This is a genomic window from Cnuibacter sp. UC19_7 (assembly GCF_042699995.1).
Classification (GTDB): domain Bacteria; phylum Actinomycetota; class Actinomycetes; order Actinomycetales; family Microbacteriaceae; genus Cnuibacter.
In genome coordinates this window covers 2,439,876-2,464,838 of the sequence record NZ_CP170560.1, presented here as the reverse complement: position 1 = coordinate 2,464,838, position 24,963 = coordinate 2,439,876, and the positions used below count along the sequence as shown (strand labels likewise).

25 protein-coding genes are annotated in these 24,963 nt (G+C 70.9%); 20 read left to right on the top strand and 5 right to left on the bottom strand.

The genetic code is table 11. The features are described from left to right. Positions 1 to 12: 12 nt before the first annotated feature. Positions 13 to 1,302: an MFS transporter gene (locus ACFJGV_RS11760; protein WP_378144129.1), complete on the bottom strand. Its 1,290-nt coding sequence runs from the start codon at positions 1,300 to 1,302 to the stop codon at positions 13 to 15. Between the two features lie 86 nt (positions 1,303 to 1,388). On the opposite strand from ACFJGV_RS11760, the gene ACFJGV_RS11755 reads away from it, so the two are divergent. The 13 genes from ACFJGV_RS11755 (at position 1,389) to fgd (ending at position 14,406) form a co-directional block, all read left to right on the top strand. Further along, the gene (locus ACFJGV_RS11755) at positions 1,389 to 2,249 is read left to right on the top strand and encodes a LysR substrate-binding domain-containing protein (RefSeq protein WP_378144128.1); all 861 of its coding nucleotides are present in this window, start codon (positions 1,389 to 1,391) and stop codon (positions 2,247 to 2,249) included. Between the two features lie 123 nt (positions 2,250 to 2,372). Beyond that, positions 2,373 to 3,245: an IclR family transcriptional regulator gene (locus tag ACFJGV_RS11750; protein WP_378144127.1), complete on the top strand. Its 873-nt coding sequence runs from the start codon at positions 2,373 to 2,375 to the stop codon at positions 3,243 to 3,245. Next, on the top strand, positions 3,238 to 3,705 hold the full coding sequence (locus ACFJGV_RS11745; protein ID WP_378144126.1) for a pyridoxamine 5'-phosphate oxidase family protein: 468 nt from the start codon (positions 3,238 to 3,240) through the stop codon (positions 3,703 to 3,705). The genes ACFJGV_RS11750 and ACFJGV_RS11745 overlap by 8 nt, the downstream gene beginning before the upstream one ends. Then, positions 3,702 to 4,919: a M20 family metallopeptidase gene (locus tag ACFJGV_RS11740; protein ID WP_378144125.1), complete on the top strand. Its 1,218-nt coding sequence runs from the start codon at positions 3,702 to 3,704 to the stop codon at positions 4,917 to 4,919. Before ACFJGV_RS11745 ends, ACFJGV_RS11740 begins: the two co-directional genes overlap by 4 nt. Further along, positions 4,916 to 5,914, top strand: a complete 999-nt coding sequence (locus ACFJGV_RS11735; protein ID WP_378144124.1) for an ABC transporter permease — start codon at positions 4,916 to 4,918, stop codon at positions 5,912 to 5,914. The genes ACFJGV_RS11740 and ACFJGV_RS11735 overlap by 4 nt, the downstream gene beginning before the upstream one ends. A 7-nt stretch (positions 5,915 to 5,921) precedes the next feature. Then, positions 5,922 to 7,118 carry a substrate-binding domain-containing protein gene (locus ACFJGV_RS11730; RefSeq protein WP_378144123.1) on the top strand — a complete coding sequence of 399 codons (1,197 nt, stop codon included), beginning with the start codon at positions 5,922 to 5,924 and terminating at the stop codon, positions 7,116 to 7,118. An 8-nt stretch (positions 7,119 to 7,126) separates the two neighbouring features. Next, positions 7,127 to 8,626 (top strand): sugar ABC transporter ATP-binding protein, encoded by a 1,500-nt coding sequence (locus tag ACFJGV_RS11725; protein ID WP_378144122.1) that lies wholly within the window; start codon positions 7,127 to 7,129, stop codon positions 8,624 to 8,626. Continuing rightward, positions 8,623 to 9,609 (top strand): ABC transporter permease, encoded by a 987-nt coding sequence (locus ACFJGV_RS11720; protein WP_378144121.1) that lies wholly within the window; start codon positions 8,623 to 8,625, stop codon positions 9,607 to 9,609. Before ACFJGV_RS11725 ends, ACFJGV_RS11720 begins: the two co-directional genes overlap by 4 nt. Continuing rightward, complete coding sequence (locus ACFJGV_RS11715; RefSeq protein ID WP_378144120.1) at positions 9,606 to 10,496, top strand: amidohydrolase family protein; 891 nt, start codon at positions 9,606 to 9,608, stop codon at positions 10,494 to 10,496. Before ACFJGV_RS11720 ends, ACFJGV_RS11715 begins: the two co-directional genes overlap by 4 nt. A 102-nt stretch (positions 10,497 to 10,598) precedes the next feature. Then, positions 10,599 to 11,744 (top strand): pyridoxal phosphate-dependent aminotransferase, encoded by a 1,146-nt coding sequence (locus tag ACFJGV_RS11710; RefSeq protein WP_378144119.1) that lies wholly within the window; start codon positions 10,599 to 10,601, stop codon positions 11,742 to 11,744. Continuing rightward, the gene (locus tag ACFJGV_RS11705) at positions 11,741 to 12,391 is read left to right on the top strand and encodes a bifunctional 4-hydroxy-2-oxoglutarate aldolase/2-dehydro-3-deoxy-phosphogluconate aldolase (protein WP_378144118.1); all 651 of its coding nucleotides are present in this window, start codon (positions 11,741 to 11,743) and stop codon (positions 12,389 to 12,391) included. Before ACFJGV_RS11710 ends, ACFJGV_RS11705 begins: the two co-directional genes overlap by 4 nt. After that, positions 12,388 to 13,332: a sugar kinase gene (locus tag ACFJGV_RS11700; RefSeq protein WP_378144117.1), complete on the top strand. Its 945-nt coding sequence runs from the start codon at positions 12,388 to 12,390 to the stop codon at positions 13,330 to 13,332. The genes ACFJGV_RS11705 and ACFJGV_RS11700 overlap by 4 nt, the downstream gene beginning before the upstream one ends. Positions 13,333 to 13,383: 51 nt before the next feature. Further along, positions 13,384 to 14,406 (top strand): glucose-6-phosphate dehydrogenase (coenzyme-F420), encoded by a 1,023-nt coding sequence (gene fgd / locus ACFJGV_RS11695; protein ID WP_378144116.1) that lies wholly within the window; start codon positions 13,384 to 13,386, stop codon positions 14,404 to 14,406. Between the two features lie 92 nt (positions 14,407 to 14,498). Here fgd and ACFJGV_RS11690 read toward each other — a convergent pair whose 3' ends face one another. The 3 genes from ACFJGV_RS11690 to ACFJGV_RS11680 form a co-directional block, all read right to left on the bottom strand. Continuing rightward, the gene (locus tag ACFJGV_RS11690) at positions 14,499 to 15,197 is read right to left on the bottom strand and encodes an Ig domain-containing protein (RefSeq protein ID WP_378144115.1); all 699 of its coding nucleotides are present in this window, start codon (positions 15,195 to 15,197) and stop codon (positions 14,499 to 14,501) included. Between the two features lie 46 nt (positions 15,198 to 15,243). Beyond that, positions 15,244 to 16,170: an NAD(P)-dependent oxidoreductase gene (locus ACFJGV_RS11685; RefSeq protein WP_378144113.1), complete on the bottom strand. Its 927-nt coding sequence runs from the start codon at positions 16,168 to 16,170 to the stop codon at positions 15,244 to 15,246. 73 nt (positions 16,171 to 16,243) lie between these two features. Beyond that, positions 16,244 to 17,002 (bottom strand): putative Ig domain-containing protein, encoded by a 759-nt coding sequence (locus ACFJGV_RS11680; RefSeq protein ID WP_378144112.1) that lies wholly within the window; start codon positions 17,000 to 17,002, stop codon positions 16,244 to 16,246. Positions 17,003 to 17,044: 42 nt separating this feature from the next. On the opposite strand from ACFJGV_RS11680, the gene ACFJGV_RS11675 reads away from it, so the two are divergent. Further along, positions 17,045 to 19,015, top strand: a complete 1,971-nt coding sequence (locus tag ACFJGV_RS11675; protein ID WP_378144111.1) for an O-antigen ligase family protein — start codon at positions 17,045 to 17,047, stop codon at positions 19,013 to 19,015. 24 nt (positions 19,016 to 19,039) lie between these two features. Here ACFJGV_RS11675 and idi read toward each other — a convergent pair whose 3' ends face one another. Beyond that, a complete protein-coding gene (gene idi, locus ACFJGV_RS11670) occupies positions 19,040 to 19,585 on the bottom strand; it encodes an isopentenyl-diphosphate Delta-isomerase (RefSeq protein ID WP_378144110.1) in 546 nt (181 codons plus the stop codon). Here idi and ACFJGV_RS11665 point away from each other — a divergent pair. Genes ACFJGV_RS11665 through ACFJGV_RS11640 form a run of 6 tightly spaced genes read left to right on the top strand, consistent with a single transcriptional unit; the run spans position 19,584 to position 24,943 of the window. Further along, positions 19,584 to 20,702 carry a polyprenyl synthetase family protein gene (locus tag ACFJGV_RS11665; protein WP_378144109.1) on the top strand — a complete coding sequence of 373 codons (1,119 nt, stop codon included), beginning with the start codon at positions 19,584 to 19,586 and terminating at the stop codon, positions 20,700 to 20,702. The genes idi and ACFJGV_RS11665 overlap by 2 nt on opposite strands. After that, positions 20,699 to 21,604, top strand: a complete 906-nt coding sequence (locus ACFJGV_RS11660) for a phytoene/squalene synthase family protein (protein WP_378144107.1) — start codon at positions 20,699 to 20,701, stop codon at positions 21,602 to 21,604. Before ACFJGV_RS11665 ends, ACFJGV_RS11660 begins: the two co-directional genes overlap by 4 nt. Further along, positions 21,601 to 23,400, top strand: a complete 1,800-nt coding sequence (gene crtI, locus ACFJGV_RS11655) for a phytoene desaturase family protein (protein WP_378144106.1) — start codon at positions 21,601 to 21,603, stop codon at positions 23,398 to 23,400. Before ACFJGV_RS11660 ends, crtI begins: the two co-directional genes overlap by 4 nt. Then, the gene (locus ACFJGV_RS11650) at positions 23,401 to 23,748 is read left to right on the top strand and encodes a lycopene cyclase domain-containing protein (protein WP_378144105.1); all 348 of its coding nucleotides are present in this window, start codon (positions 23,401 to 23,403) and stop codon (positions 23,746 to 23,748) included. Further along, positions 23,745 to 24,086, top strand: a complete 342-nt coding sequence (locus tag ACFJGV_RS11645) for a lycopene cyclase domain-containing protein (protein ID WP_378144104.1) — start codon at positions 23,745 to 23,747, stop codon at positions 24,084 to 24,086. Before ACFJGV_RS11650 ends, ACFJGV_RS11645 begins: the two co-directional genes overlap by 4 nt. Beyond that, complete coding sequence (locus ACFJGV_RS11640; protein ID WP_378144103.1) at positions 24,083 to 24,943, top strand: prenyltransferase; 861 nt, start codon at positions 24,083 to 24,085, stop codon at positions 24,941 to 24,943. Before ACFJGV_RS11645 ends, ACFJGV_RS11640 begins: the two co-directional genes overlap by 4 nt. Positions 24,944 to 24,963 lie beyond the last annotated feature (20 nt).

Below are 24,963 nucleotides of genomic sequence, written 5' to 3'. Positions count from 1 at the left end.
TCCAGGTGAACGTCAGCCGCCGACGAGCCGACCCTGCGGTGATCGGCTCCGGCGGGCGATGGCCAGGCCGATCACACCCACCAGGACCACCGGGATGACGCCGGAGAGCAGCATCCCCGCGCGCGCACCCAGGTGCTCGACGACCTGGCCCATGATCGGCCCGCCGACCGCCTGGCCGCCGAGGAGCACCAGGACGTAGAGCGCCATGACACGGCCTCGGATCGCGGCGTTGGTCGACATCTGGACGAGCGTGTTCGCGCAGGTGATGAACAGCAGCCAGCCCAGACCCGTGACCACGAGACCGGCGCCGAACACGGCCTCGGTGGGCAGCAGCGAGGTGAGGGCCTGCGCGGCGGCGTATCCGATCGCCGACAGCACGACCGTGCGCAACCGCACCGTGCGCCGACGTGTCGACAGGATCGCACCCGTCAGCGCGCCCACCGCCACCAGCGTGTTGAAGAGCCCGTAGCCGCCCGCGCCCGTGCCGAAGACGTGGTCGGCGAAGCCCGCGAGCAGCACGGGGAGGTTCTGCGAGAAGACGGCCAGCACACCCATGATCACGATGGTCCAGAGGATGGCGGGCTTCGCCGCGGCGTAGCGCAGCCCCTCGATCAGCTGGCCGCGCCGCCGCGGAGCCCGCGGGACCGCGTGCATCTCGGAGCTGCGCAGGCGTGTGAGCGCCACCACGGTGGCCGCGCAGGCGAGCGCGTTGATGGCGAACGACCATCCGGCGCCCACGCTCACGAGCAGCACGGCGCTCGCGGCGGGCCCGATGATGCCGCCCAGCTGGAAGCCCGACGAGTTGAGGCTGATCGCGTTGGGCAGCAGACGCGGCCCGACGAGCTGGCCGGTGAAGACCTGCCTGGCCGGATTGTCGACGACGGTGACGAAGCCCAGCACGAGGGCGGCGGCGAAGACATGCCAGATCTGGGCGACACCCAGGAGCACGACCACCGCGAGCACGGCGCTGGTGAGGAACGAGAGGCTCTGCGTGATCACGAGCAGCGTGCGAGTGCGGTACCGGTCGACGATCAGTCCGCCGAGCAGGCCGAAGAGCAGCATCGGGCCGAACTGCAGCGCCGACATCGCGCCGACCGCCGCGGTGGAGCCGGTGAGCTCGAGGGCGAGCCAGTCCTGCGCGATCCGCTGCATCCAGACCGCCGACATGGCGACGAGGTTCGCGGAGGCGAAGAGGCGGTAGTTGCGCACCCCGAGCGAGACGAACGTCTGTCGCCAGGGAGGGGCCGAGGAGAGGACGGCGATGGGTTCTGTGGGCGGGGAGGGTGGAGCAGTGGTCGTCACGGTCCTTCGACGCTACGCTCGGCGTATCCATTGCGGAACCGGATGGAGCCTATTATTCTCATCACGATTCGTAATGAGGAGTCGCCGTGCTCGATCCCGTCATGCTGAGGAGCTTCCTCGCCGTCGCCGAGACCGGGAGCTTCACCCGGGCCGCAGCCCAGCTCGGCATCAGCCAGCCCACCGTGAGCCAGCACATCCGCAAGCTCGAACAGGCCACCGGGCGGATGCTCGTGGCGCGCGACACCCGAGAGGTCGCGCTCACCGACAACGGGGAGGCGCTCGCGGGGTTCGCGCGCACCATCCTCGCCGCGCATGCCGCCGCTGACGGGTACTTCAGCGGATCCGCGATGAAGGGGCGACTGCGGTTCGGTGCCGCCGACGACCTCGCGCAGACCCAGCTGCCGCGGATCCTGCGCCACTTCAGGCGGCTCTACCCGCAGATCAACCTCGAGCTCACCGTGGGGCAGAGCTGGCCGCTGTACCGGCGGCTCAAGGGCGGCCACCTCGACCTCATCCTCGTCAAGCAGGTGCCGGGCGACGAGAGCGGACTGCCCGAGTACGGCACGGTCGTGCAGCGCGACGAGCTGGTCTGGGTGGGCGAGGAGGGGGCGTCGATCGCCGAGGGGGCGCCCGTGCCGCTCGTCACGTATCAGGCGCCGAGCATCAGCCGCCGGCTCGCCATCCGCGCGCTCGAGGCCGCGGGACGCACCTGGCGGATCACCTGCAACACGCGCGAGGTCAACGGCGTGCTCGCCGCGGTTCGCGCCGGCCTGGGGTTCGCGGCGCTGCCGAGCCGCCTCATCCCGGGCGACCTCGTGCAGGTGGGCGCGCGGCTCGGACTCCCCGCGATCGGCGACGTCGAGTTCACGCTGCTCGAGAACCCGATCGCGCCCGTCGAGCCGGTGCGGGCGCTCGCCACCGCCATCCGGGAGCGCACGCTCACCTGACTCGCGCGTGCGTGTCCGCGGGCGCGCGTAGCGGATCCACCGGGCCCAGGATGGCCACAGAAGTAACGCGGCCGAAACATTCGGGGTTGATTCGCGACATCGTCGTGCACCAAAGTGGACGTCATGCCCAAAAGCAGTATGGACGCCACGTCCATTTCGTCGGGATCCGCGAAGGGTCTCGTGAAGGGGATCGCCCTGGTCGACATCGTCGCGGCCAGCGTGAAGCCCCTGCGCCAGGTCGACCTCGTCGAGGCGAGCGGTCTCCCCCGCCCCACCGCGGTGCGCCTGCTCGAGTCGCTCGTCGACCTCGACATCCTCCGGATCGAGTCGCGGGGTCTGTACGAGCTCGGCCCGAGGGTCGCCGCCTGGGGGCAGGCCTTCCTCGACGGACTCGACCTCACCCGGCAGGCGTTCGACATCATCGAGGGCCTGGTCGCGAAGAGCGACGAGACCTCGTACCTCGGCGTGCTCGACCGCAGCTCGGTGCTCTACATCTCGGCCGTCAACAGCCCGCAGCCGGTGCGGCCGGCAGCGCGGATCGGCGCCCGCAACCCGCTTCACTGCACGGGCATCGGAAAGGCGATCCTGGCCTTCCGCACCCCCGCCGAGCGGGCCGAACTGCTGGGCGCCGGCGAGCTCGAGCGCCGCACGCCGAACACCATCACCGACCGCGACGCTCTCACCGCCGAGCTCGACGCCATCGCCGAGCGCGGCTATTCGATCGACGAGATCGAGAACGAGGAGGGCGTGCGGTGCGTGGCTGCCCCGGTGCGCGACCACCTCGGAACCGTCATCGCCGCGATCTCGGTGTCGGCGCCGGCCTACCGCTTCACGCGCGACGACGTGCTCGAGTTCGCGCCCACGGTCGTCGCTGCGACGTCGGAGCTGTCTGCGCGACTGGGATACCGCGACCGCACCACGGCCGCGGCCGCCGAGGCACCCGCGGACGAGCCTGAGGTCCAGCTCGCCGCCACGAAGGGAGACACCGATGACTGACGAGAGCTGGCGCGGAAAGGTCGGCGCCCTCGACGATGAGGCGATCGAGGCGTTCCTCGAGGAGCCCCAGATCGCCCGCTTGGCCTGCCTCGACCTGGAGGGCTGGCCGTACGCCGTGCCGATGTGGCACGAGTGGCGCGACGGCGCGTTCTGGCTCGTCGCGCGCCAGAAGTCGGCCTGGGCGCGGTACCTGCAGAACGACGGGCGATGTGCGCTCACCATCGACGAGTCCGGTGCCCAGCGAAAGGTCACCGGCCAGTTCCGGGCCGTCGTCGTCGAGGAGCCGAACGTCGGTGGCGCATGGGTCCCCGTGGCCGAGCGGATGTCGGTGCGCTACCTCGGCGAGAACGGCGTCAAGTACCTGGAGCCCACCCTCGACAAGCCGAGGTGGCTCATCCGCTTGGATCCGGTGAAGATGCAGACCTGGCAGGGCAACGACTGGGCGGATCGCTACAAATGAGCCGTCCCTCCGACGTGGTGGAGCTCGCACAGCGGTTCATCCGCGTACCGAGCCCGAACCCGGGCGGGAACGAGCGTGCCGTCGCCACCGTGATGACCGACGCGATGCTCGAGCTCGGTCTGCCCTTCCCCCGCACCGTCGCTCGAGCAGCCGAGCGGCCGAACCTCGTGTCGACTCTGGACTTCGGTCCGGGTGGTCGTCATCTCGTGCTGGCCGGGCACATCGACACCAAGCCCGTCGGGGACGCCGCCTGGACGGTCGACCCGCTCGCCGCCGACACCGACGGCGACCGTCTGTACGGTCTCGGCTCGGCGGACATGAAGGGCGCGATCGCCGCGATGATGCTCGCCGTCGCGAGCCTCACCGGAGACCGGGCGCCGACGTCCGGCCGGGTCACCCTGGCCCTCGTCGCCGACGAGGAGAACGGCGCCGAGTACGGCGCCCAGCATCTCTGCCGGGCGCTCGACCTCGAGGCCGACGCCGTCGTCATCGGCGAGCCGGGCGGCATCCACGAGGACTGGGATCGACTGCACCTGGTGAGCCACGGCATCGCCCGGATGCTCGTCACGGCCTCGGCGCGGCAGGGGCACTCGAGCCTCTCCGGGCTCCTCGGCTCGCGCAACGCGGGTGTCGACGCCGCCCGTGCGCTCGTCGCCATCGCCGACCGCACGGAGCTCGTCATCCCGGAGAATCCCGCCGGTCTCGTCGACTGGCAGGCCACGATCAACCCGGCGCTGCGCTTCTCCGGTGGAGTCGGCTACGGGGTGCTGCCGGACGCCATCTCGGCGGCCGCCGAGGTCCGCACCCTTCCCGGCATGCGCCAGGAGGAGATCCGCGAGGCGCTCGCGGCGGCGGTGGCCGCCGACCCGGCTCTCCACGACGCCCAGGTCGGGATCGACTTCGACGCGGCGCCCAACGACTTCCTCGCCGCGACGGCGGTGGATCCCGGACATCCGGTCGTCGCCGCTGCTCGGCGCGCGTCCGCGATCGCCCTGGGCGTGGAGCCGCCGCTGGCGGCGTTCCCCGGGACCACCGATGCGACCTGGTTCGATCGTGCAGGCATCCCCACGCTTCCGGCACTCGGCCCCGGCCTCCTGTCGCGGTGCCACGGTGCGGACGAGTGGGTGTCGATCGATGCGCTCAGACAGGCGGTTCCGTTGTACAGCGAGCTCGTCTATGCCTTCTGCGCTGAGCGCGTGGAGGTACCGGCATGAGCGCCGCCTCGGCCTTCCTCGCCCGCGGCGGGCGCACGCTGGCCCCGCTGGCGGGCCTGATCGTCGTGCTCGTCGCGGCAGCCATCACCACGCCGGGGTCGTTCAATGCCGACGTGCTGCGTCTCGTCCTCTTCCAGATCGGCCTCATCGGCATCACCGCGATCGGTCAGACCCTCGTCCTGCTCGTCGGCGGCATCGACCTCTCGATCGGCGCCGTGATGACACTGGCCACGGTGATCGTGGCCTCGACCACGAACGGCGCCGACAGCGCGCTCCTCATCGCGGTGGTGCTCGCGCTGCTCGCGGGCCTCGCCGTCGGGGCCGCCAACTCCGCCCTCGTGCAGCTGCGCAGCGTCCCGCCCTTCGTGGCGACGTTCGCGACGTTCGTGCTGGTGCAGGGCATCATCGTGGCCTGGACCCGTGGGGCGCCCTCCGGTGCGATCCCCGACGCGATGCGCTGGCTAGGCATCGGCCGGCTGTTCGACTTCATCCCGGTGCCGGCCGTCGTCTTCGCCGTCCTCGCGGTGGTCGTCGGCCTCGTGCTCATGCGCACCACCCTGGGCCGCCGGGTCTACGCCACCGGCGCGAACCCCCGTGCCGCCCGGCTCTCCGGGGTCCCGACGGGCTGGATCGTCACCGGCGCCTACCTCGCCAGCGCGCTCACGGCGGTGCTCGCCGGGTTCGTCAACGCCGGCTACATCGGCTATGTCGACGCGGGGCTGTCGCGCAGCCTCGACCTGAACTCCATCGCCGCCGCCGTGATCGGCGGCGTGGCCCTGACCGGGGGGAAGGGACGCATCGGCCAGACCGCCGTCGGCGTCGTCCTCCTCGCCGTCCTGCTCACCTGGCTCGTCCAGCTGGGAGCAGGCGCCGGTGCCCAGCTGATCGTCTCCGGGATCGTCATTCTCGGCGCGGTCTGGCTGCAGTCCGGACGCTTCACCCTCAGCACCATCCGTCATCTGACCCGCAGAACCACCACAGCAGAGAGAGGCTGACCCGCTCATGTCCTTCCGTCCATTCCGGTCCGCTCGTGCCCGCTCCGCGGTCGCGATCGTGGCCAGCGCCGGCGTGCTCATCGCACTCGCGGCCTGCAGCTCCGAGCAGGAGGGGTCGTCCTCGACCTCTGCTGCGAACGCCGACTGTTCCAACGCCGCCGCCGCCCAGGACACCTACACCAAGGCCTGGTCGACCACCGCCGAGGAGCTCGGCATCAAGGACCTCACCCCGGTCGAGGAGACCGTGTGCGAGATCGACACCTCGTCGTACAAGAAGGACGCGCCGGCGGGCGGCTACACGATCGCGCTCGCGGCTCAGGGCCCGATCAACTCGTGGGGCACCCTCAGCGAGGAGGCGTTCAAGCGCCATGCGGACGAGATCGGCGTCAGCACCCTCTACGCGTCGGCGAACGGCGACGCGACGACGCAGGTCGACAACATCCAGCAGCTCGCCAGCCAGAAGCCCGACGCCATGGTCGTCGTGCCGATGGGCGAGGGCATCACCGGCCAGGTCCAGGCGGCGGCGGAGCAGGGCATCCCGGTGATCCTGTGCTCGGGCATCCTGCCGGACGACAGCGGCGCGGCCTCGACGGTGACCCGCCAGTACGACCTCCTCGGCTCGGCGTACGCCGAGTGGCTCGTCCAGAAGCTCGGCGGCAAGGGCAAGGTCGCGATGCTCAGCGGTCTCGCCGGCGTGCCGACCGCGGAGTACCAGGCCGCCGCGGCCAAGAAGGTGTTCGCCAACTACCCGGACATCGAGGTGGTCACCCAGCAGTACACCGAGTGGTCGCCCACCGTGGCGAAGACCGTCGCCGACAACCTGATCACCCAGTACCCGGACCTCGACGGCATCTGGAGCGACTCCGGGTACGGCGACCTCGGCGTCGTGCAGGCGTACACCGAGGCGGGCAAGACCGTGCCGCCGCTCACCGGCGACTCGAGCAACGCCTTCCTCAAGGCCACCGAGGGCACCGACGTGGAGTTCGCCCTGTCGACCTTCCCGCCCGAGATGAGCGCCGACTGCCTCGACACCGCCGTGTCGGTGCTGAAGGGCGAGCCCGTGCTGAACAAGGTCTTCATCGACTCCCCGTCGTTCACCAACGAGGACGCGTCTCAGTACGTGCGCAAGGACTGCGGCGACAACCTGTTCGTCCCGTCCACGCTCGACGACGCCACGCTCGTGGAGCTGGGGCTCTGCAGCTAGTCATGTCCATGCAGCACACGGTTCTGGAGGCCCGGGGACTGACGAAGTCGTTCCCGGGCGTCCGGGCCCTCTCCGGAGTCGACTTCACCGCGCGCGCCGGACGGGTCCATGCCCTCCTCGGTGAGAACGGCGCGGGGAAGTCGACCCTGGTCGGGATCCTCACCGGCAACCAGCGTGCCGACACCGGCACTCTCACGGTCGCCGGTGAGACCCGGGACTTCGGCAGCCCCCGCGAGGCGCTCGACGCCGGGGTGATGGCTGTCTATCAGGAGCTCACCGTCCTCCCGGCGATGACCGTGCTCGACAACGTCATGCTCGGTCAGGAGGTGACGAAAGCCGGATCCCTGAGCCTCTCGCAGCAGCGCACCATCGCCCGCGACGCGCTGTCCCGTGTCGGCCTGGCAGACATCGACCTCGGCGCCCAGGCCGGCGACTACTCGCTCGCGAACCAGCAGCTCATCGAGATCGCGCGTGCCCTCATCCGCAAGGCGAGCGTCGTCATCCTCGACGAGCCGTCCGCCGTGCTCTCGGGCGACAAGCTGGATGCCCTGCACGCGGTGGTCCGCGAGCTCGCGGCCGCGGGCACCGCCGTCGTGTACATCACGCACCTCCTCGACGAGGTGCAGGAGCTCGCCGACGACGTCACGATCCTCCGAGACGGTGCGACCGTCGCCGAGGGCGAGAAGAAGGACTTCGACACCGAGCGCATCGTGCGCGAGATGGTCGGCCGCACGGTCGACGCCGTGTTCCCCGAGCCCGGCGAGCTCACCGGCGACGTCGTGCTGCGCCTGACCGGCGTGGTGCCGCGCAGCCGCACCCGCCGCGTGGTGCCGATCGACCTCGAGGTGCGGGCCGGAGAGATCGTCGGAGTCGCGGGTCTCGTGGGATCGGGTCGCAGTCGGCTCCTCCGCACGATCGCGGGTGCGCATCCGCTCGCCGCGGGGCGCATCGAGGTGGCGGGCAGGCCGATCGGCGGCTCGATCCGTCGCGCTCTCCGGGCAGGAGTCGTGCTGGTGCCCGAGGAGCGGAAGACCGAGGGCCTCGTGCTCGACCTCACCGTCTCCGAGAACACCACCATGGCCGTGCTCGGGAGGATCGCCCGGTTCGGCTGGATCCGCCGTGCCGTTCAGCGCGATCGATGGTCGACGGAGCAGAAGCGCCTCGGCATCCGTGCTTCCGGACCGGACCAAGAGACGCGCCTGCTCTCGGGCGGCAATCAGCAGAAGATCGTCATCGCCAAGTGGCTCGAGCTGGGCCCGAAGGTGCTCGTGCTCGACGAGCCCACCCGAGGCGTCGACGTCGGGGCCAAGGCGGAGATCTACCAGATCATCAGCGAGCTCGCGGCCCAGGGCCTGGCGGTCGTCGTCGCCTCGAGCGAGCTGATCGAGGTGCTCGGGCTCTCGCATCGTGTGCTGGTGGCCAAGGACGGCTCGATCGTCGGCGAGCTGCCCGGCGGGCTCGGGAACGAGGAAGAGGTCATGCACCTCGCGATGGGAACGAACCGATGAGCACAGTCACCGCCTCCGTCGACGCTCGCCCGGAGCGATCCCGGCGCTTCGGCTTCGCTGCCCTGGTCCGCGGCGGGTTCGCGGTCTGGGTGGTCGTGATCGCGCTGGTCGTGGCGCTCAGCATCGTGAAGGGAGGGGCGTTCTGGACACCGTCGAACCTCTCGACGGTGCTCACGGCGACCGTCGTCCTCGGGCTCGTCGCGCTGGGTCAGCACCTCGTGATCCTCACCGGCGGCATCGACCTCTCGGTCGGATCCACGGCCACGCTCTCGGCCCTGCTGACCGCCGTGCTCATCGACGCCTATCCCATCCGCGTGCTGCCGGTGCTGCTCGGGATGCTCGTGCTCGGAGCGCTGGTCGGCCTCTTCAACGGCGCCTTCGTGGCGTTCGCGAAGCTGCCGGCGTTCATCGTGACGCTCGCGTCGTTCTACATCGTGCAGGGGATCGCGCTCACCGTGTCGAGCGTCCCTGCCGGGAAGGTCACGTCCGACCTCAAGAACTTCGCGCTGGGGAGCCTCGGCCCGATCCCCTACTCGTTCGTCGTCGTCGTGATCGCCGTCGCGGTCGTGGGGTACCTCCTCGCCCGCACCCGCTGGGGCAAGCACGTCTACGCGGTGGGCGGCGACCTCAAGGCGGCGCGGGCCGTCGGCATCAAGGCCGACCGCGTGCTCGTCTGGGTGTACGTCGCCTCGGGCATCCTCGCGGCCCTCGCGGGCATCATGCTCGCCGCCCGCTCGTCGATCGGCTCACCCACCGCAGGACAGGGCCTCGAGCTCTCGGCGATCACGGTCGTGGTCATCGGAGGCACCTCGCTGCTCGGCGGCCGCGGCAGCCTCTTCGGCACGCTCGGGGGCGTGCTCCTGCTCGCCCTGGTCGCCAGCTCGATCACCCTGCTCCAGATGCCCTCGACGCTCACCGACCTCATCCGGGGCGCCGTCATCGTCATCGCGGCGACGCTGTTCGTGGTGAAGGCGAAGCGTTGACCCGGGTCGACGCGCACGCTCACGTCTTCCGGCCCGCCGCGGTGTCGCCGCGGGGGTCGGACGAGCTGGCCCCGCACGATCGAGACGCCCCCGTCGAGGGGTTCACCGCCGAGCTCGAGCGCCACGGCGTCGACCGGGCGGTCCTCGTGCCGCTCGACGAGCACGACGACTACGTGCGCGAGTGCCTCGCCTCCGACCCCGTCCGCTTCGCGGCCGTCGCGGTGTCCTCCGATGCCGAGCGCGGACGAGCCCGTGGCAGGCATGCGGAGTCCGTCTCCGACGCGCTCGACCGCCGACGCGCCGGGTTCCGCTTCGGCGGCCTGCGCACGACCTGGCTCGGGGAGCCCGGTCAGGACATCCGCGATTCGCCCGCCCTGCCGATGCTGCGGTGGTGCGCCGACCAGGGCGTGGTCCTCTGGGCCTACCTGCCGCCCGACCAGTTCCCGCTGGTGGATGCGGTGGCTCGCGAGCTGCCGGATCTCGCCATCGCGCTCAACCACTTCGGCTTCTCGCCCGCGGACATGAGGGTCGACGCGCACGGACGGCCCTGGTTCGCCTCCCGCCTCCCCGACGAGAGGGTGGACGCGGTGTGCGCGCTGGCCGCGCATCCGCGGATGCACGTGCTCGTCTCCGGGCACTACGCCGTGTCGCAGGAGGACGCGCCCTACTCCGACCTGCGCGGGCCGACCACGCGGTACCTGGAGGCCTACGGCGCCGACCGGGTGATGTGGGGGTCCGACATGCCCTGGCCCGCCGCCGCGCCCGGGTACGGTGCCCTCCTCGATGCGATCGGGTCGGCGCTCGACGAGGCCGGCTCCTCCGCCGCCGAGCGGGAGCTCGTGCTGGGTGGGACCGCCTCGCGACTCTTCGCGCTCGCTCCCGCCTGAGCCCCGCGCCCAGCCCAGCGCCGGACGCGCCCTGCTCGCAGTCAGGTGACGCTCATCCGCCTCACGACCTACCACCGACCAGAACGACGAGAGAGAGACACAATGCCCCAGCTCGCACCCGCGGCCGACGCGATGCCGAGATCCGGCATCCGGCGGGTCATGGATGCCGCGTGGAAGCTCGACCGGCCGGTCATCGGCCTCCACGTCGGGGAGCCCAGCTTCGATCCGCCGGCGCACGTCATCGCCGCCGCCGAGGCCGCGTACGAGACCGGCGACACCCACTACACGCCGAACGCCGGCGTGGGTGCGCTCCGCAGTGCGATCGCCGACAAGCTGCGGTCGCACAACGGGCTCGAGGTCTCGCCCGAGCAGGTCGTGGTGACCGCCGGCGGTGCGCAGGCGCTGCACGTCGCGTTCACGGCGACGCTCACCGCCGGCGACGAGGTGCTCATCCCCGACCCCGGCTGGCCCAACTACACGATGGCCGTGGGTCTGCTGCAGGCGACCCCCGTGGGCTACTCCCTGCGGCCGGAGAACGGCTTCATGCCCGACCTCGACGAGCTCGAGCGTCTGATCACGCCTCGGACAAGGCTCATCGTCGTGAACACCCCGTCCAATCCCCTCGGGACGGTCATGCCGCCCGAGGTCGTGGAGGCGCTCGTGCGGTTCGCCGACCGTCACGACATCTGGCTGCTCTCGGACGAGTGCTACGACGCGCTCACCTACGACGTGGCCCACACCTCCCCGGCGCGCTTCGACAGCCACGGACGCGTGCTCAGCGCGTTCAGCTTCTCGAAGACCTATGCGATGACCGGGGTGCGTGTCGGGTACCTCGTCTCCGCGACGGAGTTCGCGCCGACGCTCGCGAAGCTGCAGGAGCCGATGATCGCCTGCGTGAACGCGCCCGCGCAGGCCGCAGCCCTCGCGGCGCTGTCGGGTCCGCAGGACGAGGTGGTGGCCATGCGCGAGATCTACCGCACGCGTCGCGACGCCGTGATGGGCGCCCTCGATGCGCTCGGCATCCGCTACCTCACCCCTCGTGGCGCCTTCTACCTCTGGCTCGACGTCAGCGACCGCACGGACGGCGACGTCGCCACCTGGGCGGTGCGGCTGCTCGAGAACGAGTACGTCGCGGTCGCGCCCGGGACGGCATTCGGGCCGGTCGGAGAGGGCTGGATCCGACTCTCCCTCGCCGCTGACACCGACGATCTCCTCGAGGGCGTCCGACGGATAGGAGACTTCCGATGACCGTTCGCCTGCCCATCAGCGAGGTGCTCCTCGCGAGCCGTGTCGTGGCGATCGTCCGGGGCCGCTCGTCGGAGCACCTGCAGGCCGTCTGCGAGACGCTCATCGAGTCGGGTGTGCGGTGCCTCGAGATCACGACGAACACGCCGGGCTGGATCGAGGGCATCCGCACCCTCCGCTCGCGGTACGGTGCGGAGGTGGATCTCGGATCGGGCACCGTGCTGACGGCGGAGCACGTGGCGCAGACGGTCGATGCGGGCGGCTCGTTCCTCGTGTCGCCGTCGCTCGACCTGGGCGTCGGCGCGGTGGCGGCCGAGGCCGGCCTCGGCTGGTACCCGGGCACCCTCACCCCGACCGAGATGGTGACCGGCTGGAACGCCGGTGCCACCGCCGTGAAGGTGTTCCCCGCGGCGACCGCGGGGGGACCGGAGTATCTGAAGCAGGTGCGGGCGCCGCTCGACGACGTCCTCATGATCCCGACCGGCGGGGTGTCGGCCGAGGACGTCCCTGCCTACCTCCGGGCGGGCGCCTCCGCCGTGGGAGTGGGATCGCCGCTCATCGGCGATGCGCTCTCGACGGGCGATCTGGTCGGCCTGCGCTCGCGGGCCGCAGCGATCCTCGCCGCCGCGGCCCCGGAGGGGACCGCATGACCGACGTGCTCACGTTCGGCGAGACGATGGCTCTGCTCACCCCGCACCAGGTGGGGCTGCTGCGGCACGCCGACTCGCTCGCCGTCGGCATCGCGGGCGCAGAGTCGAACGTGGCGATCGGGCTCGCGCGCCTGGGCGCATCCGTCCGCTGGATCGGTCGTGTCGGCGACGACGAGTTCGGGCGCCTCATCACGATGACCCTGCGGGGTGAGGGCGTGGACGTGCGCGCCGTGATCGACCCCGACGGCCCCACCGCGTTGATGCTCAAGGAGCAGCGGATGTCCCGCGCCACGCGGGTGGTCTACTACCGGGCTCACAGCGCAGGATCGCGGTTGTCGCCGGACGACATCGACGAGGCCTCCATCGCGGCGGCGCGAGTGCTGCACGTGTCGGGCATCACCGCCGCGCTCAGCCCCACGGCCCGCGACGCTGTGCTCGCGGCCGTGGAGCACGCCCGCGCCGCGGGAGTGCTCGTGTCGCTCGACGTGAACCACCGCTCGGCCCTCTGGGACGCAGCCACCGCCTCCCCCGTGTACCGCCGGCTCGTCGCCGCATCCGACATCGTGTTCGCGACGGAGGCGGAGGCGTCGATGATCGTCGACGGCGCGGACGCGGCGGAGCTGGCCCGTGAGCTGAGCGAGCTCGGGCCGTCGGCCGTCATCGTCAAGCGCGGTTCGCTCGGCGCCGTGGCGGTGATCGACGGGCAGGACTTGGCGGTGCTCCCGATCCCGGTCACCGCCATCGACTCGGTCGGTGCAGGAGACGCCTTCGCGGCGGGGTACCTGGCTGGTCTGTGCGCGGACGAGTCGCCGGAGGCGTGCCTCGCGCTCGCAGCGAGAACCGGGGCGTTCGCGGTCACTGTCCGCGGTGACTGGGAGGGCGCGCCCACGCGCGACGAGCTCGTGCTGCTGGACGCGGCACCCGACGAGGTCGCGCGCTGAGCGCACGGATGGGAACGCGCATCGAGCGCGGGACGGGAACAGAATAGGGACATGACGCTTCGACTCGGATACAAGGCCAGCGCTGAGCAGTTCGACCCGCGGGAGCTGGTGGAGATCGCCGTCGCCGCGGAGGCGCACGGGATGGAGTCGGTGGCCGTCTCGGACCACTTCCAGCCCTGGCGGCACGAGGGCGGACACGCGCCGTTCTCGCTCACGTGGATGGCCGCCGTCGGCGAGCGGACGTCGTCGATCCGGATCGGGACCTCGGTGATGACCCCGACGTTCCGGTACAACCCCGCGGTCATCGCGCAGGCGTTCGCGACGATGGGCGAGCTGTACCCCGGCCGGATCTTCCTCGGCGTGGGCACCGGTGAGGCGCTGAACGAGATCGCGACGGGATTCCGCGGCGCGGGCGAGCAGACCTGGCCCGAGTTCAAGGAGCGCTTCGCGCGCCTCCGCGAGGCGATCTCGCTGATGCGGGCGCTGTGGACCGAGGACCGCGTCAACTTCGAGGGCGAGTACTACTCCACCCACGACGCCTCCATCTACGACCGCCCCTCCTCCCCCATCCCGGTCTACGTCGCCGCGGGTGGCCCCGTGGTCGCGCGGTACGCCGGGCGGGCCGGCGACGGCTTCATCTGCACCTCGGGCAAGGGCATGTCGCTATACACCGACGACCTCATCCCCGCCGTGAAGGAGGGCGCCGCGAAGGCCGAGCGCTCCTTCGACGACATCGACCGGATGATCGAGATCAAGCTCTCCTACGACACCGACTACGACACCGCGCTCGAGAACACCCGCTTCTGGGCCCCGCTCGCCCTGTCGAAGGAGCAGAAGCACGACATCACCGACCCGGTCGAGATGGAGAAGGCGGCGGATGCGCTGCCCATCGAGCAGATCGCCTCGCGCTGGATCGTGGGCGCCGACCCCGACGAGGTCGTCGCGCAGATCGCCCAGTACGTCGACGCGGGGCTCAATCACCTCGTGTTCCACGCGCCGGGTCAGGACCAGCGCCGCTTCCTCGAGCTCTTCGAGCGCGACCTCGCCCCTCGCCTCCGCGCGCTCTCGGAGTAGTCCTCGCAGGGGCTTCGCATCCGCGGATCTGACAGTCGTGGCGGGCTCGTGTCGCCTGTACCCGCCACGACTGTCAGATCCGTCCCCGGTGATCAGTACCAGATCCGCGGAGGCCTGATCTGGAACGTGACGGGCGTGCTCGCGCTCGCGTAGGCCGTGCGGTACTCCAGCGTGGCCGTGTACTCGCCTCTCGAACCGGGGACGCCGGTCAGCCGACCCGTGTCCGCGTCGAGGGTCACTCCCGGAGGGAGTGCGCCCGCGACGACGCGCCACGTGCCGCGGTCGGGTGCGGATGCCGTGCACCGCTCGTTGAGTGCGAGCCCGACGGTGCCGAAGATGCCCGGGGAGCACTGGAGGGAGACGGAGTGGTCGATCACGTCGAGCGTGTACCAGAGGGACCCCGACCCGGTCTCGTCGTAGGTGTAGAGCTGGAAGGCGAAGGAGCCGGCCGCGGTCGGGGTGCCCGTGATGGTGCCCGCGAAGGGATCGAGCGAGAGGCCCGGAGGGAGGCTGCCCTCCCCCATCCCGAAGGAGATGCGCCCGCGCGTCCCCTGCTTCACCACCTCGATCCGATGGAAGTAGGGCCGCTGGAGGCTCGCGTCGCCCGGGCGGGGTGAGACGACGCAAGCATCACCCGTCGACCGATCGCAGGCGTACGGTTCGGTGGCGATCTCGGTGTCGACCGAGTCCCCATCCTCGGCGGATGCGCTGAGCGGCACCGCGAAGACGAGGGCGAGTGGGAGCGTGAGCATGGCCGCCAGGGCGGCCGGGTTCTTACGGGTTCGGATCATGGCCCCGGAGGGTACGTCATGAGGCTGCGACGATGCTGAGAAAATATCAATAACCGAGATGGGGATCGACGACACCTTCGAGGCCGCCTCCGCCGATGCGGGCGGCGACATTGCGGCCGATGCGATCCGCGAGGAGCGGCTCGATCATCGCCGGGGTGTCGGCCGTGTGCGGCGTGATGAGCGCCCGCGGCTCGGTCCAGAGCGGATGTCCGTCGGGCAGCGGCTCCGGATCCGTCACGTCGAGCGCGGCCCCCGCGATCCGTCCCTCGCGCAGGGCGGAGACCAGCGCATCCGTGTCGATGAGCCCTCCGCGCGCGATGTTGACCAGCACGACGTGAGGCTGCAGGAGGGCCAGCGCGTGGTCGTCGAGCAGGCGCCGGGTGCCGTCGGTGAGCGCGGCGGCGACGATCACGACATCCGCACCGGCGAGCACCTCCCGCAGCTGATCGCTCGTCACCGTGCGGTCGGCGCCCGCGGCGGGCGCGTCGCTCCGGCGGACCACGGTGACCGTCGTGCGGAAGGTCTTCACCAGCCGAACGATCTCGAGCGCCACTCCCCCGGCCCCGATCACCACGACCTCGAGCCCGTGCAGGCTCGTGCCCGCGACCTCGCCCCAGCTCGTCGCCCGCGCCCGCTCGGGCAGCAGCCGCAGCAACGCGAGAGTCAGCGCCAGCGCGTGCTCGGCGACGGGTTCGGCGTAGGCGCCCTTCGCGCTCGTCCAGGCCAGGTCCGGATGCGCGCGCAGCGAGTCGGCGTACTTCTCGATCCCCGCGCTCGGCAGCTGCACCCACGACACCTCGGGATGCGCCTCCAGCGCCCGCTCCAGCGCCTCCGGGCGGGTGCCGAACCAGACCACGAGCCCGTCGACGGGCTCCCCGTCGCGTACCTCGACGACGCGCCCGCCCCCGTCGCGCACCGCGCCCTCCACCCGCTCGTTCGACTCGGGCAGGACACCGACGCGCAGCTCGCTCATACCCCCATCCTCCCCCGGAACGCGGCGCGGCCCGCCGCCTCCGAGGAGACGACGGGCCGCTGTCGTGCAGGTGTCAGTAGAGGCCGGTGAGCGAGCGCTTGACGGTGATGGTGACCCACGTCCATGCGCTCGACGTCGGGGTCGTGTAAGTGATCAGCGCCTGGTAGGTGCCCGCCGCGGTGGGCGTGCCGGCGATCGCACCCTCGCCACCGAGGTACATGCCGGGAGGAAGCGCGGAGATGTTCGTGTCGACACCCCATGTTCCAGCGCCCTGGGGCTGGTTGGTCGAACAGCGGATGTACTCCGGGCGGTCGACGCGGGTGAGGATCGTCGACGGGCAGGAGATCGTGGTCGCGGCATCGGCGATCACGAGGTTCGCACCGAGCAGCACGCGGCCATCGGCGTCGGTCACGCCGATGTTGATGCCGAACACACCGGCCCTGCTGGGCGTTCCGGTGATCATCCGGCTGCTGGGATCGAAGGTGAGACCGCCCGGCAGCGAGCCGCTGATCGTGATCGACGCACTCGGGTCCACCTTGGTGCCGTCGACGGTGATCTGGTAAGAGTACGGCACACCGACGGTGCCCACCGGCGGCTGGGGCGACGTCAGGCACTCCCACCCGCTGTCGCGAGTGCAGCGGCTGGTCTCCCCCGTGCGGGCACCGATGCCCGGGACGGAGTGGCCGGCGCCCGCGTCGGCGGTGGCGGTGCGCGTCGAGGTGGTCGGTGCTGCGGGCGCGGAGGCGAACGCGGCCGCCGGCGCACCGAGGGTGAGGGCGAGGGGCAGCGCGACGAGCGCGGCCTTCGCGAGGACGGAACGGGTCGTGATCATGTGGGTCGGTCTCTTCCTGAGATTTCGTGATGAATGCTCACCATGAGCAAGCCAAGGACTGTAGAGTCCGATGCTCAGAACAAGCTGAGAATTGATCAGGTCGGGGAGATCGTGACCACCGTCGGTAATGCGCGCCGCGACGCTGCGCCTCGTGCGGCGCTCGTGCTCGTCGCTGTGTCGCTCGTGGCGTTCCTGCCTGCCGCGCTGTCTCCGTGGGTGCTGCCGAAGCTCGCCGTCCTGGCAGCGGCCGGCATCGCCGCCGCCGTAGCCGTGCCTCGTGGCCGGCTCCCGCGGTGGGTGATCCTGCTCGTGGCCCTCGCCACAGCCGTCCTGGCGATCGCCGCGCTGCTGGGCGACGCTCCCCTGGCTCAGCTGCTCGGCCGCTGGCCTCGGTTCGAGGGCGCTCTCGCGCTCGGCGGCTACACGATCGCGCTCTGGATCGGCGCACGGGTGCTCGGTCCGTCCTCGACCACACGGGATCGCGAGCTCTCCAGCCTCGCCCTGGCGGTCGTCGCGCTGGCGGTCGGGGGCACCGCGGTGCTCGAGACGTGCGGAATCCGTTTCCTTCCCGGGTCGGAGTCCGAGGTGACGAGCCGGCCCGGATCCCTGCTCGGGAACGCCACCGACCAGGGGCTGCTCGGGGCGATGCTCGCGGTCATGCTCGTCGTCGCCCTCGCGACTGCGACCGCAACCCACCGTCGCACCGGGCAGAGACTTCTCCTGGCCCTCGGATCGACCGCAGCGCTCGCGGCGGTGGTCCTCTCGGCATCCCGTGCGGCCATCGCTTCCCTCGCCTTCGGGATGGTGCTCCTCGGCGTCCTCTGGGTGGCGACGGCGCCTCGGGGTCGACGGCGATGGCGTCTGCTCATGACGACGGCGATCCTGGCCGGGCTCACGGCCGCCGCGCTGCTCGTGCCACTGACGCAGAGCAGGCTGCTGGGCACGAGCCCCTTCGCCTCGACCACGATCGAGGGCCGCTTCCAGCTGTGGGTCGAGTCGCTGAGGGTGCTCGCGAGCTCGCCGCTTCTCGGCACCGGCCCGAGCGGCTTCGAGGATGCAGTGCCCGCAGAGCATGGGCCGGAGTGGTTCCCGCTCTTCGGGTACGGTTCGGTGGTCGACTCGCCGCATGACATCGCGCTGCAGGCGATTCTCGCCGGTGGACTGCCGCTGCTGCTTCTCGCGGGAGCACTCGTGCTCGGCGTGCTCGGCACGGCGATCCGGCGCATCCGCGAGCTGGGGCTCACCGAGTCGGAGCGGAGCAGGCGGGCACTGGTCCTCTCTGCCCTCGTCGCGGTGCTCGTCTGGATGCTCGGAGCGAGCACGCACTTCACGACCACGGGGCCGGTGATCCTGGTGGCGCTGTGCATCGGCGTCATCGTCGCGCATCCTCCGCGGCCGTCGACCGTGACGATCACCGGAGCACGTGCACGCGTGGTCCGGCTCCTCCCCGGAGTCGCCGTCGTAGCCTGGTCGATGCTCACCGCGACCGCGCTGGCGGGTGAGGTGGCGCTCCGAACCGGGGTGGAGGCCGTCGCCGAGTCGCCGGAGCGGGCGAACACCGCCTTCGAGACCGCGGTCCACCTCCGTCCCTGGGATCCCGATGTGCTCGTGATCGCCGCCGAGGAGTTCGCCGCAGCCGCGGATCGCGGTGATGCGGATGTCGGCGGTCTCGCATCGACCTGGGCCGGGCGCGCGGTCGACGCGCTGCCCGCGTCCGTGCCCGCCGCGAAGGCCCTCGCGGCCTCGCGGCAGCACGCGGGCGACTTCGCCGCCGCCGAGCAGACCCTGCGCGACCTCGACCTGCGCGCACCGAACGACCCGCAGACACTGCACCGGCTGGGCGGTGTCCTCATCCTCCAGGGCCGGTACGACGAGGCGGACGCGGCGCTCCGGGATGCACGCACGCTCGCGCCGGACGAGCCGGGGATCACCGAGACCCTGGCGTACCTGTACCAGGTGACCGGCGACGACGAGGCGCTCGCCGCGCTGCTCCGCGACGCAGCTGCCCGATGACGCCCTCGACAGACGGAGTGCGCGTCAGCGGGCCGCGGCGCCGACCGTGTCCGGGTGCAGGCGCTCGAGCTGCAGGGCGAGCCAGGGGCTGAACGCCCAGCTCGCGGCGGAGACCGCGACGCGGAGCTCGGCGGGGTCGACCCAGCGCCACTCCATCACCTCGTCGCGGTGGGGCTCGAACGGGCCGGCGACGCGCGCGGTGTAGACGGGGCACACCTCGTTCTCGACGATGCCGGAGGCGTCGACGGCGAGGTAGCGGAAGTCGGGCAGCACCAGCTCGACGGAGTCGAGCTCCATGCCGAGCTCGTCGGCAGCGCGACGGCTGACAGCGTGGACGATGTCCTCGCCGGGCGCGGGGTGTCCGCAGAACGAGTTCGTCCAGACGCCGGGCCAGGTGCGCTTGTGGAGCGCGCGGCGGGTGACGAGCATCCGCCCCTCGTCGTCGAAGACATGGCAGGAGAAGGCCAGGTGGAGCGGGGTGTCCTCGGTGTGCACGGTGGCCTTGTCGGCGGTCCCGATGGCGACGCCGTCGTCGGAGAGGAGGACCACCTGCTCGGTCGTCTGTGCCATGTCGTTGACCTCCTTTATTACTAGACTGCCATGTAATGTGAACCAGGTGGACGCACACGGCCTCCTGGCTCTCTCCGAACGGCGCACGCACCTTGTCGACGAGGTGCTCGCGCGCTTCTTCACCGAGCAGCGCGGTCGCGCCCGGGGGATCGGTGAGGCCTACAGCACACTCTGGGAGACGCTGGAGCGCAACTCGGCGGGCGGGAAGCGCTTCAGACCCCGGATGGTGATGGCGGCCTACGAATCGCTCGGCGGCCAGGACATCGAGTCGGCCGCCACCGTCGGTGCGGCGTTCGAGCTGCTGCACACGGCCCTCATCGTGCACGACGACGTCATCGACCGCGACTTCGTCCGCCGTGGCAGCCCGAACGTATCGGGCAGCTACCGTGACATCGCGACCACCGCGGGCATCCCCATCCCGATCGCGGAGCACCGGGGGATGTCGGTGGCCGTGATCGCCGGCGACCTCGCGCTCTTCTACGCCTACCGCCTGATCGACACGGGCCGGCTGCCCGACGCGGTGCGCCGCAGCGTGCTCGATGTGCTCGACGAGTCGATGTTCCTGTCGGCGGCGGGCGAGCTCTACGACGTCGACTTCTCGATCCGGGCGGGCATCCCTCCCGTGGAGGAGATCGTCGAGATGGAGCGGCTCAAGACCGCCATGTACTCGTTCGAGGGGCCGCTGCGGGCCGGTGCGCTGCTCGCCGGCGCCGGCCAGGATGCGGTGGATGCGCTGGGCGACTTCGGACGCGGCATCGGCATCGCGTTCCAGATCGTCGACGACCTCCTCGGGGTCTTCGGCGACGAGGAGGCCACCGGCAAGTCGAACCTCGGCGACCTGCGCGAGGGCAAGAGCACCGTCATCCTCGCCCACGCCGTGACACGGCCGGAGTACCAGGAGGTCGCCCAGCTCGTCGGCGACCCGAACCTCACGCTCGATCAGGCCGAGCGCATCCGCGCCGTGCTCGAGACGACGGGATCGCGGCGATTCGCCGAGGCGCTCGCCCGCGACTACGCCAATCGTGCCTGGGAGGCGCTGGCCTCCCCCGCGCTCACCCACCGGGTGCGCGACGAGTTCCGGCCCGTCGTCGCCGGCGTGCTGGAGCGCGTCCGATGAGCGACCCCGCACGCGAGTCGCAGCTCTCCCTCTACGATCGCGTCGCCGTCGAGACGGCGTCGATCGTCATCCGCCGCTACTCCACGTCGTTCGGCCTCGCGGCCCGACTGCTGGGGGCGACGGTGCGTCGCGACGTCGAGAACATCTACGCGCTGGTGCGGATCGCCGACGAGGTCGTCGACGGGCTGGGGGAGTCGGCCCACCTCGACGCCGATGCCATCCGCGAGCGGCTGGATGCGCTCGAGGCCGAGACGGAGGAGGCGATCCGCTGCGGGTACAGCACCAACCTGGTGGTGCACGCGTTCGCGCTGACGTCGCGGCAGGTGGGCATCGGCACCGACCTCACCCGGCCGTTCTTCCGCTCGATGCGCGCCGACATCACGCGCACCGCCCACAACCGTGAGTCGTTCGACGACTACGTGTACGGATCCGCGGAGGTCGTCGGCCTGATGTGCCTCAAGGCCTTCCTGCGTGGCGTCGACGTGACGCCGTCGGAGCGCGCCCGGCTCGAAGCGGGCGGGCGGCACCTGGGTGCCGCCTTCCAGAAGATCAACTTCCTCCGCGACCTGTCGGCCGACTTCCGCACCCTCGGGCGCAGCTACTTCCCGGATGTGACCGTCGAGTCGTTCACGGAAGCCCAGAAGGCCGAGATCCTGGCGGAGATCGAGCACGACCTCGACTGCGCCGCGCGCTGCCTTCCGGGACTCCCGCCGTCGTCGCGCAAGGCCGTGGCGCTGGCCCAGGGGCTCTTCGAAGAGCTCACCTCGCGGCTGCGCGAGACACCGGCCGCCACGCTCATGACCACGCGCATCCGCGTCCCCAACGCTGTGAAGGCGAGAATAGCTGCAGGGGCCGCCGTCGGGCGGCTGCCACGGACGGTCGAGAAGGAAGCAGCGGAGTGACGTCGAGAGCGGTCGTGATCGGAGGTGGGATCAGCGGCCTGGCCACAGCCGCGCTGCTGGCCCGCGAGGGGCGTCAGGTCACGCTCCTGGAGAAGAACGACGCCCTGGGCGGTCGTGCGGGCAGCTGGGAGCAGGACGGCTTCCGCTTCGACACCGGCCCGTCGTGGTACCTCATGCCCGAGGTGTTCGATCACTTCTTCAAGCTGATGGGCACGAGTGCCGACCGGGAGCTCGACCTCGTGCGTCTCGACCCCGGATATCGCGTGTACACGGAGGGCGACGCGAAGCCGATCGACATCGCGGCGAGCCGCGAGGAGAACATCGCGCTCTTCGAGTCGCTCGAGCCGGGCTCCGGTCCGAAGATGGAGGCGTATCTCGACTCGGCCGCCGAGACCTACGGGTTGGCGAAGGAGCACTTCCTCTACTCGACGTTCGACCAGGTCCGGCCGCTGCTCGTCGGTCCGGTGCTGAAGCGCTTCCCCCGGCTGGTGCGGTTGCTCACCGAGAACCTGATGTCTTTCGCAGGCCGGACGGTCCGCGACGACAGGCTCCAGAAGATCCTCGGGTACCCGGGTGTGTTCCTCGGCACGTCGCCGTATTCCGCTCCGAGCATGTACCACCTCATGAGCCACCTCGACCTCGCCGACGGCGTGCTCTATCCCCGGGGCGGGTTCACGTCCGTGATCGCGGCGATCGAGCGGATCGCGCGCCGGGCCGGTGTCGAGATCATCACGGGTGCCGAGGCCACCCGCATCGTGCTGCAGGCGGAGGCGGATGTGGCGGCTGCAGTGATCACGAAGCCCGCCGATCCGTACGACTACCCCACAACGGAGTTCGACACGACCGTGCTCGACCGCGACGAGCTGCGACGCATGCTCGGCGGGGAATATGAGCCTGCCGCCACGGTTCCCGCCGCCATCGAGACACCCCGAGAGCCCTCCCGAGGCGAACTGCCCCACGTGGGCGGGGTCAACTGGTCTGATGCGGACGGTCGAGCGCACTCGATCGAGGCGGATCTCGTCGTGTCCACCGCCGATCTCCACCACAGCGAGGTCGACCTGCTCCTGCCCGAACTCCAGACCTACCCCGAGGCCTACTGGGAGAAGCGGATCGCCGGACCCTCGGCGGTCCTGATCTACCTGGGCGTGCGCGGCGACCTGCCGGAGCTCGAGCACCACACGCTGTTCTTCACGAAGGACTGGCGGGCGAACTTCCGCGCGATCTTCGACTCGGAGCCGGGAACCGCCGTACCCGACCCCGCGTCGATCTATGTGTGCCGGCCCAGCGCCTCCGACGCCGCCGTGGCGCCCGACGGCGAGGAGAACCTCTTCGTGCTGGTGCCGATCGCGCCCGACGTGTCGCTCGGACGCGGGGGAGTCGACGGCGACGGCGACGCCCGCATCGAGACGATCGCCGACGCGGCCATCGAGCAGATCGCGGCCTGGGCGGGCATCCCCGATCTCGCGTCGCGCATCCTGGTTCGCCGCACGGTGGGCCCGGCCGACTTCGCCGACGACTTCCACGCCTGGAAGGGCACCGCCCTCGGCCCGGCCCACACGCTGCGTCAGAGCGCGATGTTCCGCGCGAAGGGCGTCAGCTCGAAGGTGGGCGGGCTCTACTACGCCGGTGCATCGACGATGCCCGGTGTGGGCTTGCCCATGTGCCTCATCAGCGCGGAGCTGGTGATCAAGCGACTGCGTGGGGACGTCTCGACGACGCCGCTGCCGGAGCCGCTCGAGCCGCTCGAGAAGGCCGACCGGATGGCGCCCGATGCGCCCGCCGGCGGCGTGAGCTGAATGGGCTTCCTCTACCTCTGCGCACTGCTGATCTCGATCGGCGGCATGATCACGCTCGACCGACGGTTCCGGCTGTTCGTCTTCGCGGGGGTGCCGTGGCGCGCGATCGCCGTGCTCGTCACCGGGGTGGTGTTCTTCCTAGTCTGGGACCTCTTCGGCATCGGCCTCGGGGTGTTCTTCCGCGGGGAGACGGCGTTCATGACGGGCCTGGTCATCGCGCCGGAGCTGCCCGTCGAGGAGGTCTTCTTCCTCCTGCTGCTCTGCTACCTGACGATGGTGGTGTTCTGCGCGGCGAGGCGGATGCTCGCGGCTCGTCTCCCGCGCACGAGAGCGGGGGAGAGGGCATGACGTACTGGGCGCTCAACTCCTTCTTCCTCGCCGTGGTCGCGGCCGTGGGGATCGTCGCCGTGGTGTCGCTCGCCCGGCGACGGAGCGCTTCGTTGCGCCGGACGCTGGGCGCCGGGGCGATCGGCCTCGGTGTGCTGCTGGTGATGACGGCCGTATTCGATAACGTCATGATCGCGGTCGGGCTCGTCGCGTACGCCCCCGACCGGATCAGCGGCGCCTTCATCGGGATCGCCCCGGTCGAGGACTTCGCCTACGCCATCGCCGCGGCCGTGCTGCTGCCGTCGCTCTGGGTGCTGCTGGAACCCCGGGCCAGGACGTCCGAGGAGGGACCGCGGTGATCCGCCAGCTTCTGCTCTCATCCCGTCCGCTCTCGTGGGTGAACACCGCCTACCCGTTCGCGGCGGCGTACCTGCTGACCGTGCGCGAGGTCGACTGGGTCTTCATCGTCGGCACGATCTACTTCCTCGTGCCCTACAACCTCGCGATGTACGGCATCAACGACGTCTTCGACTACGAGTCCGACCTCCGCAACCCGCGCAAGGGAGGGGTCGAGGGGGCGGTGCTCGACCGGTCGCTGCACCGCATCACGCTGTGGGGCGTCGTCATCACGAACGTGCCCTTCCTGGTGGTGCTCGTGTTGGCGGGGTCGCCGCTGTCGTGGTTGGTGCTCGCCGTGAGCGTCTTCGCCGTGATCGCGTACAGCGCACCCGTGCTGCGGTTCAAGGAGCGGCCCTTCCTCGACTCGCTCACCTCGAGCACGCACTTCGTGAGCCCCGCCGTCTACGGCTTCGCGCTGGCGGGCGCGACCGTGACCCCGGGGCTCGTCGCGCTCCTGGCCGCCTACTTCGTGTGGGGCGTCGCGAGTCACGCGTTCGGAGCGGTGCAGGACATCCTGCCCGACCGCGAGGCCGGGATCGGATCCGTCGCCACGGTGATCGGGGCGCGCGCCACCGTGCGTCTGGCGTTCGTCGCCTACGTGGCGAGCGGTCTCCTGATGCTGCTCACCCCCTGGCCCGGCCCTCTGGCAGGCCTCCTAGCCCTGCCCTATGCGGTGAGCATCCTGCCGTTCTGGTCGATCACCGACCCGGAGGCGGAGAGCGCCAACCGGGGCTGGCGCCGCTTCCTGCTGCTCAACTTCGTGAGCGGCTTCCTCATCACCCTGCTCCTGATCTGGACCTGGCTGCTCACCTCCTGATCGCGGGGCGACCGTGACGA

Excerpts from the sequence above, each read along its gene's own strand:
- ACFJGV_RS11750 (WP_378144127.1), top strand. The coding sequence starts at position 2,373 with ATGCCCAAAAGCAGTATGGACGCCACGTCCATTTCGTCGGGATCCGCG.
- ACFJGV_RS11745 (WP_378144126.1), top strand. The coding sequence starts at position 3,238 with ATGACTGACGAGAGCTGGCGCGGAAAGGTCGGCGCCCTCGACGATGAG.
- ACFJGV_RS11740 (WP_378144125.1), top strand. The coding sequence starts at position 3,702 with ATGAGCCGTCCCTCCGACGTGGTGGAGCTCGCACAGCGGTTCATCCGC.
- ACFJGV_RS11735 (WP_378144124.1), top strand. The coding sequence starts at position 4,916 with ATGAGCGCCGCCTCGGCCTTCCTCGCCCGCGGCGGGCGCACGCTGGCC.
- ACFJGV_RS11730 (WP_378144123.1), top strand. The coding sequence starts at position 5,922 with ATGTCCTTCCGTCCATTCCGGTCCGCTCGTGCCCGCTCCGCGGTCGCG.
- ACFJGV_RS11725 (WP_378144122.1), top strand. The coding sequence starts at position 7,127 with ATGCAGCACACGGTTCTGGAGGCCCGGGGACTGACGAAGTCGTTCCCG.
- ACFJGV_RS11720 (WP_378144121.1), top strand. The coding sequence starts at position 8,623 with ATGAGCACAGTCACCGCCTCCGTCGACGCTCGCCCGGAGCGATCCCGG.
- ACFJGV_RS11710 (WP_378144119.1), top strand. The coding sequence starts at position 10,599 with ATGCCCCAGCTCGCACCCGCGGCCGACGCGATGCCGAGATCCGGCATC.
- ACFJGV_RS11705 (WP_378144118.1), top strand. The coding sequence starts at position 11,741 with ATGACCGTTCGCCTGCCCATCAGCGAGGTGCTCCTCGCGAGCCGTGTC.
- ACFJGV_RS11700 (WP_378144117.1), top strand. The coding sequence starts at position 12,388 with ATGACCGACGTGCTCACGTTCGGCGAGACGATGGCTCTGCTCACCCCG.
- fgd (WP_378144116.1), top strand. The coding sequence starts at position 13,384 with ATGACGCTTCGACTCGGATACAAGGCCAGCGCTGAGCAGTTCGACCCG.
- ACFJGV_RS11690 (WP_378144115.1), bottom strand. The coding sequence starts at position 15,197 with ATGATCCGAACCCGTAAGAACCCGGCCGCCCTGGCGGCCATGCTCACG.
- ACFJGV_RS11685 (WP_378144113.1), bottom strand. The coding sequence starts at position 16,170 with ATGAGCGAGCTGCGCGTCGGTGTCCTGCCCGAGTCGAACGAGCGGGTG.
- ACFJGV_RS11680 (WP_378144112.1), bottom strand. The coding sequence starts at position 17,002 with ATGATCACGACCCGTTCCGTCCTCGCGAAGGCCGCGCTCGTCGCGCTG.
- ACFJGV_RS11675 (WP_378144111.1), top strand. The coding sequence starts at position 17,045 with ATGAGCAAGCCAAGGACTGTAGAGTCCGATGCTCAGAACAAGCTGAGA.
- ACFJGV_RS11665 (WP_378144109.1), top strand. The coding sequence starts at position 19,584 with ATGTCGTTGACCTCCTTTATTACTAGACTGCCATGTAATGTGAACCAG.
- idi (WP_378144110.1), bottom strand. The coding sequence starts at position 19,585 with ATGGCACAGACGACCGAGCAGGTGGTCCTCCTCTCCGACGACGGCGTC.
- ACFJGV_RS11660 (WP_378144107.1), top strand. The coding sequence starts at position 20,699 with ATGAGCGACCCCGCACGCGAGTCGCAGCTCTCCCTCTACGATCGCGTC.
- ACFJGV_RS11650 (WP_378144105.1), top strand. The coding sequence starts at position 23,401 with ATGGGCTTCCTCTACCTCTGCGCACTGCTGATCTCGATCGGCGGCATG.
- ACFJGV_RS11645 (WP_378144104.1), top strand. The coding sequence starts at position 23,745 with ATGACGTACTGGGCGCTCAACTCCTTCTTCCTCGCCGTGGTCGCGGCC.